This window comes from Streptomyces sp. NPDC048420 (assembly GCF_040651535.1).
Taxonomy (GTDB): domain Bacteria; phylum Actinomycetota; class Actinomycetes; order Streptomycetales; family Streptomycetaceae; genus Streptomyces.
Genome location: NZ_JBEZKG010000023.1, coordinates 86,909 through 100,988, shown reverse-complemented (window position 1 = coordinate 100,988; position 14,080 = coordinate 86,909). Strand labels below are relative to the sequence as shown.

The window sequence follows — 14,080 nt, the reverse complement described above, 5'->3', positions numbered from 1 at the left end:
TGCAGCGGCGGGATGAATCAACGCTCGGTAAATGAATCGTAATGCAGAGTAAAGGGCAGGCATAGAATTTCCGTGCAAATGGGCTAATAAGTCACCTGCGCAGGTGAAGTGGCAATTTCATCGGCTTGTCGTACTAATTCCTTCTCGGCCCCATGCGAACTTGACGGCGCTGTCGTTGGCCCCGAGAGAAGGAAGAAGGTGGGCGGAACATGGCCGCCACCCAGAGGATTGCCGCGGGAGCCGTGGTCGCCGCGGTCTGCGCCGCCTCGCTCGCCGGTTGCGCGACCGGCGCCGACGTCTCCGAGGGAGGAGCCGCCGGCCCGCAGAAGGCGAAGCCCGCCCAGGCCCCGCCCAAGAAGGTGTTCCGCCTGATCGGCGACGGCTCCACCGCGTACACCGGAGCGCAGCCGCATCTGCCCAGAGCCGAACGCCTCAAGCCCGGCGAGAAGCCCCCGCAGTTCGTGGTGTTCTCCTGGGACGGGGCCGGCGAGGACAGCCAGAAGCTGTTCTCCCACTTCCGCGAGGTCGCCAGGGCGAACCACGCGACGATGACGTACTTCCTCAGCGGCGTGTACATGCTGCCGGAGGACAAGCGCGACGAGTACAGGCCGCCGCAGCACTCCCCGGGCCGCTCCGACATCGGCTTCAACGACAAGCAGGGCATCGCCGACACCGTGAAACAGCTGCGCCTCGCGTGGCTGGAGGGCAACGAGATCGGCACCCACTTCAACGGCCACTTCTGCGGCAGTCGCGGCGGGGTCGGCCAGTGGTCGGTCGAGGACTGGAAGGACGAGACCGCCCAGGCGAAGAAGTTCGTGAAGTCCTGGAAGACCAACACCGGGATGACGAAGGCCTCCCCGCTGCCCTTCGACTACGACAAGGAGCTCATCGGCGCCCGCACCCCCTGTCTCGAAGGCCAGAAGAACTTCATGAAGGCCGCCCGGGAGCTGGGCTTCCGCTACGACACCAGCGGGGTCAACGAGCAGCTCTGGCCGAAGAAGAAGCAGGGCCTGTGGGACCTGTCGATGCAGCTCGTGCCCTTCCCCGGGCACTCCTACGAACAGCTCACCATGGACTACAACTTCATGGTCAACCAGTCCGGCACCGCGACCCAGGGCAACCCCGGCAAGTTCGAGTTCTGGGGCGACCAGATGCGCGACGGGCTGCTCAAGGGCTTCCACCGGGCCTACGACGGCAACCGCGCGCCCCTGATCATCGGCAACCACTTCGAGTCCTGGAACGGCGGCACCTACATGCGCGCCGTCAAGGAGACCATCGAGCGGGTGTGCAACAAGTCCGACGTGCGCTGTGTCTCGTTCCGGCAGCTGGCCGACTGGCTGGACGCCCAGGACCCGAAGACCCTGGAGAAGCTGGCCGCCCTGGGAGTCGGCGAGGCGCCGAAGCAGGGCTGGCAGGCCTTCCTGTCCGGCCGGCCGGCCCCGGCGCCGAAGGGCGTACCGGGGGCGCCGGCGGCCAAGAAGCAGTAGGCGCCCGGCGGTTGTCCGGCGCTTGTGCAGCGGTTGTTTCCGGTACTTTCCGGCGGTTGTCCGGCTGTTGTCCTCAGACGGCCGCCACCGCGCTCTCACCGAGCACGAACGAGGGGTCGATCTGCGCCGCCAGGTCGGCCCCCGTGCGTTCGTTGCCCCAGGACTGGGCGTTCTTCAGGTGGAAGTGCACCATCTGCCGGGTGTAGCGCTCCCAGTCCCGCAGCTCGTACGTCGCGTCCACGGCGGTCCGCAACCGGTGCAGGGCGCGCCGGTTGATGTCCTCCAGGAGCGCGAACCGGGGCGGCCGGCCCTTCTCCAGGGCACGCACCCAGTCGGAGTGCCCGACCGTCACCAGCAGGTCGTCCCCGACTTCGGCGCGGAGGAAGTCGAGGTCGTCCTGACCCTGCACCTTGTTGCCGACGACCTTCAGGACGACACCGAAGTCGCGGGCGTACTCCTTGTACTGGCGATAGACGGAGACCCCCTTCCGGGTCGGCTCGACGACGAGGAACGTGATGTCGAAGCGGGTGAACATGCCGGAGGCGAAGGAGTCCGAGCCCGCCGTCATGTCCACCACGACGTACTCGCCCTGCCCGTCCACCAGGTGGTTCAGGCACAGCTCCACCGCTCCGGTCTTGGAGTGGTAGCAGGCGACCCCCAGATCGGCGTCTGTGAAGGGGCCGGTGACCAGCAAACGGACGACGTCGCCGTCGAGTTCCACCGGCCGGGCGCAGGCGTCGTAGACCGGGTTGTCCTCGCGCACCCGCAGCAGCCGGGACCCCTCGCCGGGCGGGGTTGTCTTGATCATTTCCGTGGCGGAGGTGATGCGCGCGTTGGTGCCGCGCAGGTACTCCTTGATCAGCGGCAGCCGATCACCCAGGGCGGGCAGAGCTGCCGCCTCCGCCTCGTCCAGGCCGAGCGCCGGGCCCAGGTGCTGGTTGATGTCGGCGTCGACGGCGATCACCGGCGCACCGGTGGCCGCGAGGTGGCGGATGAACAGGGAGGACAGTGTGGTCTTGCCGCTGCCGCCCTTCCCGACGAAAGCAATTTTCATGTTCACGAAGCGTAGTGGGGTGATAGCTGTATGTGGCAGGCGTACGTGAAGAAGACCACTCCATCGAGGGGTGCGGGGCCGGGTTGCGTAGTGTCGTACTCATGAGTACGACAGGCGCGACCGCCGATCCGCTCGCGGCCCTGGGTTCGCTGCCCGGGGTGGCCGATTCCGTGGAGTCCGTGCGCAAGTCCGTGGACCGGGTCTACGGACACCGCGTCATGCGGCGCCGCAGCAACGAGATCACCTCCGAGGCGGCCCTGCGCGGTGCCCGCGGCTCAGCCGCGCTGTCCGGCGCCGACTGGGCCCTCGAAGAGGTGCGCCGACGCTCGGACTTCGGCGTCGACGACGAGGCACGGGTCATGGGCGCGGCCCTCAGGCTGACTGCCGAGGCCGGTCAACTGCTGTCCATCTGGCGGCAGTCGCCCCTGCGGGTGCTGGCCCGGCTGCACTTGGTGGCCGCGGCCGACAAGGGCGATGAGATCGGGCGTCCGCGGCAGGCCGGCGAGACCGTCGACGAGCCGCTCATCGAGCTGCCGCTGCCGAGCGCGGCCGAGGTCTCGGGTCGCCTCGAGGGCCTGTCCGAGCTGATCAGCGCGGGCAGCTCCGCCCCCGCGCTGGTCACGGCCGCCGTCGTACAGGGAGAACTCCTCGCTCTGCGGCCCTTCGTCTCCCACAACGGCCTGGTCGCGCGCGCGGCCGCGCGGATCGTCCTGGTCGGCAGCGGTCTCGACCCCAAGTCGGTCTGCCCGGCGGAGGTCGGTCACGCCGAACTGGGGCGGGCGGCCTATCTGGCGGCGCTCGACGGCTACGTCTCCGGCACCCCCGAAGGCATGGCCGCCTGGATCGCCCACTGCGGCAGCGCGATCGAACTGGGTGCGCGCGAGTCGACGGCGGTGTGCGAGGCGCTGCAGCGCGGGGCGGCGTAAAGCTCCCTGAACAGGGTTGCGGCGGTACGAGTCCTCGTACCGCCGCTGGCATGTTCACCGGGTTACCAAGCGTCCTCGATATATTGCCCATCAGGCCGGGAACTTTGCCCGTCACCTGGTGCGGCTGGCCCGTAATCGACGGGTCGACGTCGCGTGGGTGCTCGATGTCCATGCTCGGTCCGTGGGGCCAAATGCGTTATTAAGGTGATCCTCTCGGATGTCCTTGGTCTCGCGGGCCGTTAACCCCTTTGTACTCCAGGACCGGAGCAAGCGGAACCCCTGGCCGTCGTTCTTTACTTTTATCTCAAATAGGCTTGAAGTGGGCTGAATCGCCTCGGGTCGCTGTCTCAGGCCACCGTCGCCCGGCGCCGATTCGCATACCAGACGAGACCCGCCGTGGCCGCCGCCGCTCCTATCGCGGCGACCGCGACAAGCGCCGGACGAGGCGGTACGGCGAATCCCGGCAGTCGCTGCTTGAGCCGGACCGGCCGGTGGAAATCGAGGATCGGCCACCCGCGCGCGAGAGCCTCACGACGCAGCGCCCGGTCCGGGTTGACCGCATGCGCATGACCCACGGCTTCGAGCATCGGCAGATCGGTCGCCGAGTCGCTGTAGGCGTAGCAGCGCTCCAGGTCGTAGCCCTCGGACTCGGCCAGTTCCTTGATCGCCTCGGCCTTCGTCGGGCCGTACGCGTAGTACTCCACCTCGCCGGTGAAGCAGCCGTCCTCGCCCACGACCATGCGCGTGGCCACCACCCGGTCGGCGCCCAACAGTTCACCGATCGGCTCGACCACCTCGGCGCCGGACGTGGAGACGATGACCACGTCCCGGCCGGCGGTGTGGTGCTCCTCGATGAGCGAGGCGGCCTCGTCGTAGATGATCGGGTCGATCAGGTCGTGGAGCGTTTCGGCCACGATCTCCTTGACCTGCTGGACGTTCCAGCCGCGCACGAGTGCGGAGAGGTACTCGCGGGTGCGCTCCATCTGGTCGTGGTCCATACCGCCGACGAGGAAGACGAACTGGGCATAGGCGGTCCGCAGGGCGGCCCTGCGGTTGATCAGGCCGCCTTGGTAGAACGACTTGCTGAACGTGAGCGTGCTCGACTTCGCAATGACCGTCTTGTCCAGGTCAAAGAAGGCAGCTGTGCGGGGCAAGGAGTGGTTTTCCACGACCCGAGCATAGGCGCAGCCCATTCGGCGTAAGGTGGGACGCATGGGTTTGCCTGAGAGGGCTCTCGGGTACACCATGGAAGTCACGGATCGTTCGCGACCGTGCTAACCCGGCCCGGCTCCTCCCCCCCCGAGTCGGCCGTGGAGACGACCCCCACTCTCCCCCCCGGTGGGGGTCGTCGCATGTCCGGGTGGGTTTTCTCTCTTCCCTGCGCGGTTCCCTGACCGCTTCGAGGCGGCTTCGGTCGCCTCTTCCACATGCCCGTGATCCGTCACGTTGTGTAGCCGTCGGGCTGCGCTGCGGAGGTCGTACACAGGCCGCACTGGGCTCACCGGTATGGGTGATGGCGATATTCACAACCGCTGAGTTGTCCACAGTTATCGACCAAGATCCACACGATTTCCGGGATCGCTGCACCGTGATTCCAACGCGTCCCGCTCCGACCGACTTCATGGCCGGTTCTGGTTAGTCGGGTGTGTTTGGCCGGTTCGTATCGGCCGTTCATATGGAGGCCGGTTGCCGGTTCTTCACAGGTTTGGGAATCGCGGGGCCGAAGGGGCCGCGTGAGAGAGGTGCTGCACGGCCCTGGCGCGGTGCAGTGAAGGGGGATGTAGACGTGACCGCAGCCGTCACACACGATCCGCAGCCCACCGCCGGAGGGCGGCCGGGGCAGCCGTTGATCGTCACCGAGGACGAGGACCTGCTCGACGATCTGCTGCGCCTGTGCGCGGCGGCCGGAGCTAAAGCCGAGGTGCACCACGGGGTGCCGGAGCCCAGAGGCAACTGGGAGGCGGCCCCGCTCGTCCTGGTCGGCGACGACGCCGCCCACCGTGTGCGGGGGGCCGCGCGTCGACGCGGAGTGGTGCTCGTGGGCCGGGACCAGGACGACTCGGGGGTGTGGAAACGGGCCGTCGAGATCGGCGCCGACCACGTCCTGATGCTGCCCGACGGCGAGCAGTGGCTGGTCGACCGCATCGCCGACGTCACCGAGGGCGTCGGCAGGCCCGCCCTCACCGTCGGAGTCATCGGCGGCCGCGGCGGGGCCGGAGCCTCCACGCTCGCGTGCGCCCTCGCCGTCACCTCCGCGCGTGAGGGCCTGCGCACGCTCCTCGTGGACGCCGATCCGCTGGGCGGCGGACTCGATGTACTCCTCGGTGGCGAGAGCACCGAAGGGCTGCGCTGGCCCGCGTTCGCCGCCTCACGCGGACGGGTCGGCGGTGGTGCCCTGGAGGAGTCGCTGCCGCGGCTGCACTCGCTGCGGGTGCTGAGCTGGGATCGCGGCGACCGGATCGCCGTGCCGCCCCAGGCCGTGCGGGCGGTCCTCGCCGCGGCCCGGCGCCGGGGCGGCACCGTCGTCGTCGACCTGCCGCGCCGCCTGGACGACGACGTCGCCGAGGTGCTCGCCCAGCTCGACGTCGGGATTCTCGTGGTCCCCGCCGAACTGCGGGCCGTCGCCGCAGCCGGCCGCGTGGCCTCCGCCGTCGGCATGGTCCTGCGGGATCTGAGGGTGGCGGTACGCGGCCCGTACGCACCCGGCCTCGACGACCGCGAGGTGGCCCGGTTGCTCGGACTGCCCCTGGTGGGCGAGGTGCCGGTCGAGTCCGCACTGCAACGGCCCCAGGGGAGCGAGGCACCGCCGGGCGCGGCCGTACGAGGGCCGTTGGCCCGGTTCTGCAAGGAGTTCTGGGAGCGCGCGTTGGTCGAGGCGAGGGCGGCATGAGCGGGCGGTACGCGGATGCGTGGACGGACGGCGTGGCAGGCGGGGCAATCGGGCGGCGCGGAGCGGGTGCGGCAGCTGCGGAGCGGGTGGGCGAGCGGGGGACGGAAGGGCGAGTCTCGGACCGTTCGGACGAGCGATGGCGGGTGGCGGGGGTAAAGGCTCAACGGCAGACGGCCGTGGGCGGGGCTGATCAGCGGCGGGGGGCGGGGGGATCTTCGGAAGGGCCTCCGGGCGGTTCTTCGGGCGTGTCCGTCGGATGGGGACGGCCGGGTGGGTCTTCGGGCGAGGCCGGTGAGCCACGGCCTTCACGGGGGTCGGCCGTGGGCTCCGCGGACGGTGCGGACATGGCTTCCGGACTGCTGGACGGCGTACGGCAGTGGCTGGCCGAGAGCGGGGCCGAGCCGACGCCCGCGCGTGTGGCGCAGGCGCTGCGGGAGCAGGGGCGGGTCCTCGGGGATGCCGAAGTCCTAGGCGCGGCGGAGCGGTTGCGGTCCGAGCTGGTCGGCAGCGGGCCCCTGGAGCCGCTGCTCACCGACCCGTCGGTGACCGATGTCCTGGTCTCGGCGCCGGACCGGGTCTGGGTGGACCGGGGCGGCGGACTCGAGCTGACCGCCGTCTCCTTCCCGGACGCGGCCGCCGTACGACGTCTCGCGCAGCGACTGGCCGCGGTCGCCGGGCGGCGCCTGGACGACGCGCGGCCCTGGGTGGACGCCCGGCTGCCGGACGGGACCCGGCTGCACGCGGTGCTTCCCCCGGTCGCCGTCGGCTGTGCCTGTCTGTCGCTGCGGGTCGTACGGCCGCGTGCGTTCACGCTGGACGAGCTGGTCGCGGCCGGCACGGTGCCGCCGGGCGGGGACCGGGTGCTGCGGGCGCTGCTCGACACGCGGCTGTCCTTCCTCATCAGCGGCGGTACCGGTACGGGCAAGACGACATTGCTCAGCGCGTTGCTGGGCCTTGTCGGGCCCGGCGAGCGGATCGTGCTCGCGGAGGACTCGGCGGAGCTCAGGCCGGACCATCCGCACGTCGTCCGACTGGAGACCCGACCCGCCAACCAGGAGGGCGCCGGGCTCGTCACGCTGGAGGACCTCGTACGGCAGGCGCTGCGGATGCGGCCCGACCGGCTGGTCGTGGGTGAGGTGCGAGGGTCTGAAGTAGTGCATCTGCTGGCCGCGTTGAACACGGGCCACGAAGGCGGCTGCGGGACCGTGCACGCGAATGCGGCGGCCGATGTACCGGCCCGTCTCGAGGCGCTGGGGACGGCCGCCGGGCTCGACCGGGCCGCGCTGCACAGCCAGTTGGCGGCCGCGCTGTCGGTCGTACTGCATCTCGTGCGCGACCGGGCCGGGCGGCGGCGGATCGCTGAGGTGCGGGTGCTGGAGCGGGACTCCTCGGGCCTGGTGCGGACGGTGCCGGCGCTGCGGTGGGGTGCGGAGGCGTTCGCGTACGAGCGGGGGTGGGAGCGGTTGCGGGGGCTGCTGGGGGAGGCGGGGTGACTTCGGCGCAACGGGTGGCGGTTGAGGTGGCATCGGTGACGGCCGAGGCGGCATCGGTGGCGGCGTGACGGCTGGGACGACGGAAGGGACTTGGTGATCGGGATGGGTGAGATGTCGGTGGGGGCGATGGGTGTGGCTGTGGCGTGCCTCGGGGTGGCCGTGTGGCTGGTGGGCGGGCGGCGGGCCGGGGCGCGGCGGGCGCAGGCGGTGTTGGCGGGCGGCGGGGGTGTGGGGGTCGGGCCTCCGCCGTGGCGGTGGCTGGTGGTGGAGGTGTCGCGGGCTCGCGGGCGGCTCGGGTTCGAGTGGTGGGCTGCGGTGGCCGGGCTGCTGCTCGCCGTGCTGGGAGCTTCGGTGCTGCCGGTCGTCGCGGGGGCGGCCGGGGTGCCGTTGCTGCGACGGGTGCGGCTGACCCGGGAGGCGCGTCGGGTGCGTGAGCGTCGGGCGGATGCGGTGATCGCGCTGTGCGCGTCGGTCGCCGGGGAGGTGCGGACGGGACAGCAGCCGGGGGAGGCGCTGATGCGGGCCGTGCGGGACTTCGAGAGGGCGGGGGGCGGTGGAGCCGGCTCGGGTGGGCTCGGTTGTGGCGACTCTGGTTCCGGAGCGCCCGGGGCCGGGCGGCGCGGCTTTCGGAGGCTGTGGGCAGGTGGGCAGGTCGGTTCCGGTGGGTCGGAGTCCGGCGGGTTCGGGGAGGCGCAGGCGACTGTGCTCGCGGCGGCCCGCTTCGGTGGGGATGTTCCGGGGGCGCTCGCGGTGGCGGCTCGGCGGCCGGGAGCCGAAGGGCTGTCGGGGCTCGCCGCGTGTTGGCGAGTGGCCGTGGACCAGGGCGCGGGGCTTGCGGCGGGGCTCGATCGGCTCGAAGGGGCGCTGCGGGCCGAGCGGGACCAACGAGCCGATCTGCGCGCCCAGTTGGCGGGAGCGCGGTCCACGGCGTGGATGCTCGCCGCGCTGCCGGCCCTCGGACTGGGCCTGGGTGCCGCCCTCGGCGCCGATCCGCTGCACGTCCTGCTGCACACCGGTGCCGGACTGGGCTGCCTGCTGGTCGGCGGAGTGCTGGAGGGCGTCGGGATGTGGTGGGCGATGCGGATCGTACGGGGAGCTGAGACGGCGTGAGCTCGGAAGTTGTCCACAGCCTGGGGGTGGTCGAGGGGGCGGCCTTGGCAGTCGCCTGGCTGGCCCGGTCGGTCGCCACGATGCGGCACGAGCGGAGACTGCGGCGGCGGTTGGGTGAGTTGCTGGCCGCCGCGGAGGTCACGGTCGAGATCCCGTGGTTCAGGAGGCGGGATCTCGTGCGGCGGTGGCTGCCCGTGGCCGGGGTGGGCTTGGCCGGGTGGGTTCTGGTCGGTGGGGTCGCCGGTGTCGTGGTCGGGCTGGTCGTCGCGGCGGGGCTGTGGCGGTGGCGGCTTCGGCAGTCGGCCGGGGTGGGCGTCCAGGAGGCCGATGCGCGCGAGGCGGCCCGGCAACTGCCGCTCGCCGCCGACCTGCTGGCCGCCTGTATCGCGGCGGGCGCCGGTCCCGTCATCGCGGCGCAGGCGGTCGGCGAGGCGTTGGGCGGTCCCGTCGGAGAGGGGCTCGCGCGTGGGGCGGCCGAGGTGCGGCTCGGCGGGGAGCCGGGCGAGGCCTGGCGCAGGCTCGCCTCGACACCGGGTGCCGGGGCGCTGGCGCGGCTGCTGGAACGGGCCGATGTGACCGGACTGCCCGCGGCCGGACCGGTCGCCGCACTCGCGGCGGACGCCCGCGCCGACTGGGGACGTGCCGCGACGGAACGAGCCCGGCGGGCCGCCGTGCTGGTCACCGCGCCGGTGGGGCTGTGTTTCCTGCCCGCGTTCATCGCCGTCGGCGTCCTGCCGATCGTGATCGGGCTCGCGGGTGGGGTGCTGGGAGGAGGTGGGCGGTGACTTGCGGCGGCCGGTGATCCGGCGGACGAGTAGTTCGGACAGATGGTCAACAGGACTGATTCCTTACGGGGGTTGAGATGTACAAGGCGGTTTGGGCGCGGGTGCGTGCCGTGGTGTGCGGGGTAGTGGGCAGGGCGCGGTCGATGCGTGGGGACACGGGGATGGTCACCTCGGAGTACGCGATGGGGATCGTCGCGGCGGTGGCGTTCGCGGTCGTGCTCTACAAGGTGGTGACGAGTGGGGCCGTCAGCGCGGAGCTCCAGGCCATCGTGAAGCGGGCGCTCGATGCGAAGGCGTGAACGGGGTTCGGACCAGGGGTTCGTGACGGCTGAGTCGGCCATGGTGCTGCCCGTGCTGGTGATGTTCGCGACGGCACTGGTGTGGGGGCTGCTCGTGGTGGCCGCGCAGATCCAGTGCGTGGACGCGGCCAGGACGGGCGCCCGCGCGGCGGCCCGCCAGGATCCCACCGACGCGGTCGTCCGGGTGGCCCGGGACACGGCACCGCACGACGCGGAGGTGACGGTCGCCCGCGAGGGCGACCGGGTCCGGGTGGTGGTCGTGGCGAGGCCTCCCGCGCTGGACGGCCTGCCGTTCGAAGTGCGGGAGGAGGCCGTGGCATTGGTGGAGGAGACGGTGGAGGGAGGGAGATGAGCGGCGGACCGGCGGAGGGTGGGGCCTCGGGGCAGGGTGCCGCCATCGCTTCGGCGGCCACGCTGGGGCGCGTCGAGGAAGGGGCCGTCACCGTTCAGGTTGCCTCGCTGGGTCTCGTCGAAGAGGGAGCCGGCATCGCTCTGTCCGTCACGCCGGGTCGCGCCGAGGAGGGGGCCGCCCTCCTTCGGGCCGCCGCTCTTCGCCGCGTCGGCGCATGGTTCCTGCGGCGCGTCGGCGACTGCTCTGCCGACGTCCGCCGGGCCGTTGGCCGGTGTGTCGGTGTGCACCTCAGCGCTGCTCGGTCCGACCGGGGTTCCGCCACCGTCTGGAGTGTGGGTGCCATCGCGGTGCTGTGCGTGGTGTTCGGGGGCGTGCTCTCGCTCGGGCAGGCCGTCGTCGTACGGCATCGTGCGGCCGGTAGTGCGGATCTTGCGGCCCTTGCGGCGGCGGATCACTGGGCCGACGGTTCCGCGGGGGCCTGCGCCCGGGCGGAGGGGGTGGCGCGGGCTCAGGGTGCGCGGCTGGTGCGGTGCGCGATGGTCGGGGAGATCTCGGACGTGACGGCGGCCTCGGGGAGGGGCCCGTTCACGGCGGAGGTCAGGGCAAGGGCGGGACCTGCGGGGCCGGTTCCGTCGGAGGCTCTGTTGCCGCCGGGCTCCGAGCGGGCGTCACGTCCTGGTGGTCCGGTGACTCCTGGTGGTCCGGCTTCGGATCGGCGAGACCAGCTTCGGAGAGCTCTGGAGCCACCACCTCCCCCTCCTCCGGCGCTCCCCGCAACAGCACCGTGAGCAGCCGTACCGCCCCCCTCTTGTGCAGTGGGTCGTTGCCGTTGCCGCACTTGGGGGACTGGATGCAGGACGGGCAGCCGGCGTCGCACTCGCAGGAGGCGATGGCCTGGCGGGTGGCGGTGAGCCAGGCGCGGGCAGTGTGGAAGGCGCGCTCCGCGAAGCCCGCGCCGCCCGGGTGGCCGTCGTAGACGAAGACCGTGGGCAGCAGTGTGTCGGGGTGCAGGGGGATCGACACCCCGCCGATGTCCCAGCGGTCGCAGGTCGCGAAGAGGGGCAGCAGGCCGATCGAGGCGTGTTCGGCGGCGTGCAGGGCGCCGCCGAGGATCTCCGGGTTGATCCGGGCCTCGTCGAGCTGGTCCTCGGTGACCGTCCACCACACCGCGCGCGTGCGCAGCGTACGAGGAGGGAGGGCGAGTTTCGTCTCGCCGAGCACTTCGCCGGTGATCAGACGTCTGCGGAGGAAGGAGACCACCTGGTTGGTGACCTCGACGGAGCCGTAGCACAACCTGCCCTCGCCCCAGGGGACTTCGACGTCCGTCTCCAGGACGGCGATGGAGGTCGTGTCCCGGGCGACCGTCGAGTACGACGGGCTCGCCTGCTCGACCAGGGCCACCGAGTCCTCCAGGTCCAGCGACCGGACCAGGTACGTACGGCCCTGGTGGAGATGGACCGCGCCCTCGTGGACGGCGGTGTGGGCGGCGCCCGCGTCGACCGTGCCGAGGAGGCGGCCCGTGCCGGACTCGACGATCTGGATCGGGGGGCCGCCCTCGCCGCGGATGTCGGTGAGGTCGGCGGCGCGTTCCCGGCGGGTCCAGTGCCAGGCCTTGGTGCGGCGGCGCAGGAGTTTCGCCGACTCCAGCTGCGGCAGCAGGTCCTCGCAGGCCGGGCCGAAGAGGGCCATGTCCTCGTCCGTCAACGGTAGTTCGGCCGCGGCCGCGCACAGGTGCGGGGCGAGGACGTACGGGTTGTCGGGGTCGAGGACCGTGGACTCCACGGGCTGGTCGAAGAGGGCCTCGGGGTGGTGGACGAGGAAGGTGTCCAGGGGGTCGTCGCGGGCGACCAGGACGGCCAGGGCGCCCTGGCCCGCTCGCCCGGCCCGGCCCGCCTGCTGCCACAGGGACGCGCGCGTGCCGGGATAGCCGGAGATCAGCACGGCGTCCAGACCGGAGACGTCGATGCCGAGTTCTAGCGCGGTCGTGGCGGCCAGGCCCAGCAACTCTCCCGAGTGGAGGGCCTGTTCCAGGGCGCGGCGCTCCTCGGGGAGGTAGCCGCCGCGGTACGCCGCCACGCGGCGGGCCAGGGTGCGGTCGACCTCGGCCAGCCGCTCCTGGGCGATCACGGAGATGAGCTCGGCGCCGCGCCGGGAGCGGACGAAGGCGACCGAGCGAACGCCCTGCACGGCAAGGTCGGTCAACAGGTCGGCCGTCTCCGCGGTGGCCGTACGGCGGATCGGCGCGCCCTTTTCGCCCTGCATCTCCGTCAGCGGGGGCTCCCAAAGGGCAAACACCAGTTCGCCCCGCGGTGAGGCGTCGTCGGCGGCCTCGACCACCGGGAGGCCGGTGAGGCGGCGGGCGGCGACCGAGGGCTCGGCGGCGGTCGCGGAGGCCAGCAGGAACACGGGGGAGGCGCCGTAGCGGGCGCAGAGGCGGCGCAGGCGGCGCAGCACCTGGGCGACGTGGGAGCCGAACACGCCCCGGTAGGTGTGGCACTCGTCGATGACGACGTACTTGAGCGCCTTCAGGAAGGAGGACCAGCGGGAGTGGGACGGGAGTATCCCGCGGTGCAGCATGTCCGGGTTGGTGAGGACGTAGTTGGCGTACTGGCGGATCCACTCGCGTTCCTCGAACGGCGTGTCGCCGTCGTAGACCGCGGGGCGCACGGAATTGCCCAGCGGTTGTGAAAGTTCCTTCACCGAGCGGCACTGGTCCGCCGCCAGGGCCTTCGTGGGGGCCAGGTAGAGGGTGGTGGCGCCACGGCCGTTCGGGGCCTCGGAGCCGTCCAGGAGGGCCGAGAGGACCGGCACGAGGTACGCCAGGGACTTGCCGGAGGCGGTGCCGGTGGCGACCACGACCGACTCGCCGTCCAGCGCGTGCTCTGCGGCCTGTGCCTGGTGGGCCCAGGGATGTTCGATGCCGCACGCCTGGACGGCCGCGACGACCTCCGAACGAATCCGGTCAGGCCAGACGGCATGCCGACCCGCCCGTGGGGGCAAGTGCTCCGTATGAGTGATGCGCGCAGCCCGGCTCGGCCCGGCGGCGAGCCGGTCCAGGACTGTGCTCGGCGTGGGGCGGGAGCCGGGGTCCGTCGAGGGTCGATCGGATCGGAGATTCTTGGCCATCGGCACCGAGTGTGTCACTGGCGTGACGGACAATGGGACCAAGGCGTCGTGCACGCCTGCCGGTAAGTGATTGAATGCCATCGCGGCTGGCGAACCGTCCCGGGGGCTCTGCCGAGGTGTCCCGAGGGGCGACCGCTCGATAGCAAGGTGCTGGAGGATCCGTGGACCTGTCCCTGTCGACCGAGACCGTCGGCGATCGCACGATCGTCAGGGTCGGTGGCGAAATCGACGTATATACCGCGCCCAAGCTGCGCGAGCAGCTGGTCGAGCTGGTGAACGACGGCAGTTTCCACCTTGTCGTCGACATGGAGGGCGTGGACTTCCTCGACTCCACCGGTCTCGGCGTGCTGGTCGGCGGCCTGAAGCGTGTGCGTGCCCATGAGGGCTCGCTGCGCCTGGTCTGCAACCAGGAGCGCATTCTCAAGATCTTCCGTATCACCGGTCTGACCAAGGTGTTCCCGATCCACACCTCGGTCGAAGAAGCGGTGGCGGCGACGGACTGACCCGTTTCCGGGCCCCTGTGCCCGGATCGGTGAAGGACGTCGGCAGAAGTACCAG

12 protein-coding genes and 1 pseudogene are annotated in these 14,080 nt (G+C 71.5%); 10 read left to right on the top strand and 3 right to left on the bottom strand.

Features of this window, described 5'->3' with window-relative positions; all coding sequences use genetic code 11:
• Positions 1–209: 209 nt before the first annotated feature.
• Entirely contained in the window at positions 210–1,487 is a 1,278-nt protein-coding gene (locus tag AB0D34_RS35810; RefSeq protein WP_362669421.1) for a hypothetical protein, read from the top strand.
• A gap of 73 nt (positions 1,488–1,560) precedes the next feature.
• Here the strand turns inward: AB0D34_RS35810 and AB0D34_RS35805 are convergent, their stop codons facing one another.
• On the bottom strand, positions 1,561–2,541 hold the full coding sequence (locus tag AB0D34_RS35805; protein ID WP_362669419.1) for an ATP-binding protein: 981 nt from the start codon (positions 2,539–2,541) through the stop codon (positions 1,561–1,563).
• A gap of 101 nt (positions 2,542–2,642) precedes the next feature.
• On the opposite strand from AB0D34_RS35805, the gene AB0D34_RS35800 reads away from it, so the two are divergent.
• Positions 2,643–3,467: an oxidoreductase gene (locus AB0D34_RS35800; RefSeq protein ID WP_362669418.1), complete on the top strand. Its 825-nt coding sequence runs from the start codon at positions 2,643–2,645 to the stop codon at positions 3,465–3,467.
• Between the two features lie 347 nt (positions 3,468–3,814).
• Here AB0D34_RS35800 and AB0D34_RS35795 read toward each other — a convergent pair whose 3' ends face one another.
• Positions 3,815–4,660, bottom strand: coding sequence for an HAD family hydrolase (locus AB0D34_RS35795; RefSeq protein ID WP_362669416.1), 846 nt, complete (start codon positions 4,658–4,660; stop codon positions 3,815–3,817).
• A 593-nt stretch (positions 4,661–5,253) separates the two neighbouring features.
• Here AB0D34_RS35795 and ssd point away from each other — a divergent pair.
• The 7 genes and pseudogenes from ssd to AB0D34_RS35760 all read left to right on the top strand — a co-directional run.
• On the top strand, positions 5,254–6,357 hold the full coding sequence (ssd, locus tag AB0D34_RS35790; RefSeq protein WP_362669414.1) for a septum site-determining protein Ssd: 1,104 nt from the start codon (positions 5,254–5,256) through the stop codon (positions 6,355–6,357).
• A gap of 344 nt (positions 6,358–6,701) precedes the next feature.
• Positions 6,702–7,850, top strand: a complete 1,149-nt coding sequence (locus AB0D34_RS35785; protein WP_362669412.1) for a TadA family conjugal transfer-associated ATPase — start codon at positions 6,702–6,704, stop codon at positions 7,848–7,850.
• A 102-nt stretch (positions 7,851–7,952) separates the two neighbouring features.
• The gene (locus tag AB0D34_RS35780; RefSeq protein ID WP_362669411.1) at positions 7,953–8,960 is read left to right on the top strand and encodes a type II secretion system F family protein; all 1,008 of its coding nucleotides are present in this window, start codon (positions 7,953–7,955) and stop codon (positions 8,958–8,960) included.
• Complete coding sequence (locus AB0D34_RS35775) at positions 8,957–9,745, top strand: type II secretion system F family protein (protein WP_362669409.1); 789 nt, start codon at positions 8,957–8,959, stop codon at positions 9,743–9,745. Before AB0D34_RS35780 ends, AB0D34_RS35775 begins: the two co-directional genes overlap by 4 nt.
• A 77-nt stretch (positions 9,746–9,822) precedes the next feature.
• Complete coding sequence (locus tag AB0D34_RS35770) at positions 9,823–10,044, top strand: DUF4244 domain-containing protein (RefSeq protein ID WP_362669406.1); 222 nt, start codon at positions 9,823–9,825, stop codon at positions 10,042–10,044.
• Positions 10,031–10,396 carry a TadE family type IV pilus minor pilin gene (locus AB0D34_RS35765; protein ID WP_362669404.1) on the top strand — a complete coding sequence of 122 codons (366 nt, stop codon included), beginning with the start codon at positions 10,031–10,033 and terminating at the stop codon, positions 10,394–10,396. Before AB0D34_RS35770 ends, AB0D34_RS35765 begins: the two co-directional genes overlap by 14 nt.
• 281 nt (positions 10,397–10,677) lie before the next feature.
• Positions 10,678–11,028 (top strand): annotated as a pseudogene (locus AB0D34_RS35760) (Rv3654c family TadE-like protein); the annotation flags it as partial.
• Here the strand turns inward: AB0D34_RS35760 and AB0D34_RS35755 are convergent.
• Positions 10,994–13,603 (bottom strand): DEAD/DEAH box helicase, encoded by a 2,610-nt coding sequence (locus AB0D34_RS35755; RefSeq protein ID WP_362669403.1) that lies wholly within the window; start codon positions 13,601–13,603, stop codon positions 10,994–10,996. The pseudogene AB0D34_RS35760 and the gene AB0D34_RS35755 sit on opposite strands and share 35 nt — an antisense overlap.
• 80 nt (positions 13,604–13,683) lie before the next feature.
• On the opposite strand from AB0D34_RS35755, the gene bldG reads away from it, so the two are divergent.
• Complete coding sequence (bldG, locus tag AB0D34_RS35750; protein WP_006132569.1) at positions 13,684–14,025, top strand: anti-sigma factor antagonist BldG; 342 nt, start codon at positions 13,684–13,686, stop codon at positions 14,023–14,025.
• The last annotated feature ends 55 nt before the right edge of the window (positions 14,026–14,080 follow it).

Excerpts from the sequence above, each read along its gene's own strand:
- AB0D34_RS35800 (WP_362669418.1), top strand. The coding sequence starts at position 2,643 with ATGAGTACGACAGGCGCGACCGCCGATCCGCTCGCGGCCCTGGGTTCG.
- AB0D34_RS35810 (WP_362669421.1), top strand. The coding sequence starts at position 210 with ATGGCCGCCACCCAGAGGATTGCCGCGGGAGCCGTGGTCGCCGCGGTC.
- AB0D34_RS35785 (WP_362669412.1), top strand. The coding sequence starts at position 6,702 with ATGGCTTCCGGACTGCTGGACGGCGTACGGCAGTGGCTGGCCGAGAGC.
- AB0D34_RS35795 (WP_362669416.1), bottom strand. The coding sequence starts at position 4,660 with ATGGGCTGCGCCTATGCTCGGGTCGTGGAAAACCACTCCTTGCCCCGC.
- AB0D34_RS35755 (WP_362669403.1), bottom strand. The coding sequence starts at position 13,603 with ATGGCATTCAATCACTTACCGGCAGGCGTGCACGACGCCTTGGTCCCA.
- AB0D34_RS35780 (WP_362669411.1), top strand. The coding sequence starts at position 7,953 with ATGGGTGAGATGTCGGTGGGGGCGATGGGTGTGGCTGTGGCGTGCCTC.
- AB0D34_RS35770 (WP_362669406.1), top strand. The coding sequence starts at position 9,823 with ATGTACAAGGCGGTTTGGGCGCGGGTGCGTGCCGTGGTGTGCGGGGTA.
- AB0D34_RS35805 (WP_362669419.1), bottom strand. The coding sequence starts at position 2,541 with ATGAAAATTGCTTTCGTCGGGAAGGGCGGCAGCGGCAAGACCACACTG.
- AB0D34_RS35765 (WP_362669404.1), top strand. The coding sequence starts at position 10,031 with ATGCGAAGGCGTGAACGGGGTTCGGACCAGGGGTTCGTGACGGCTGAG.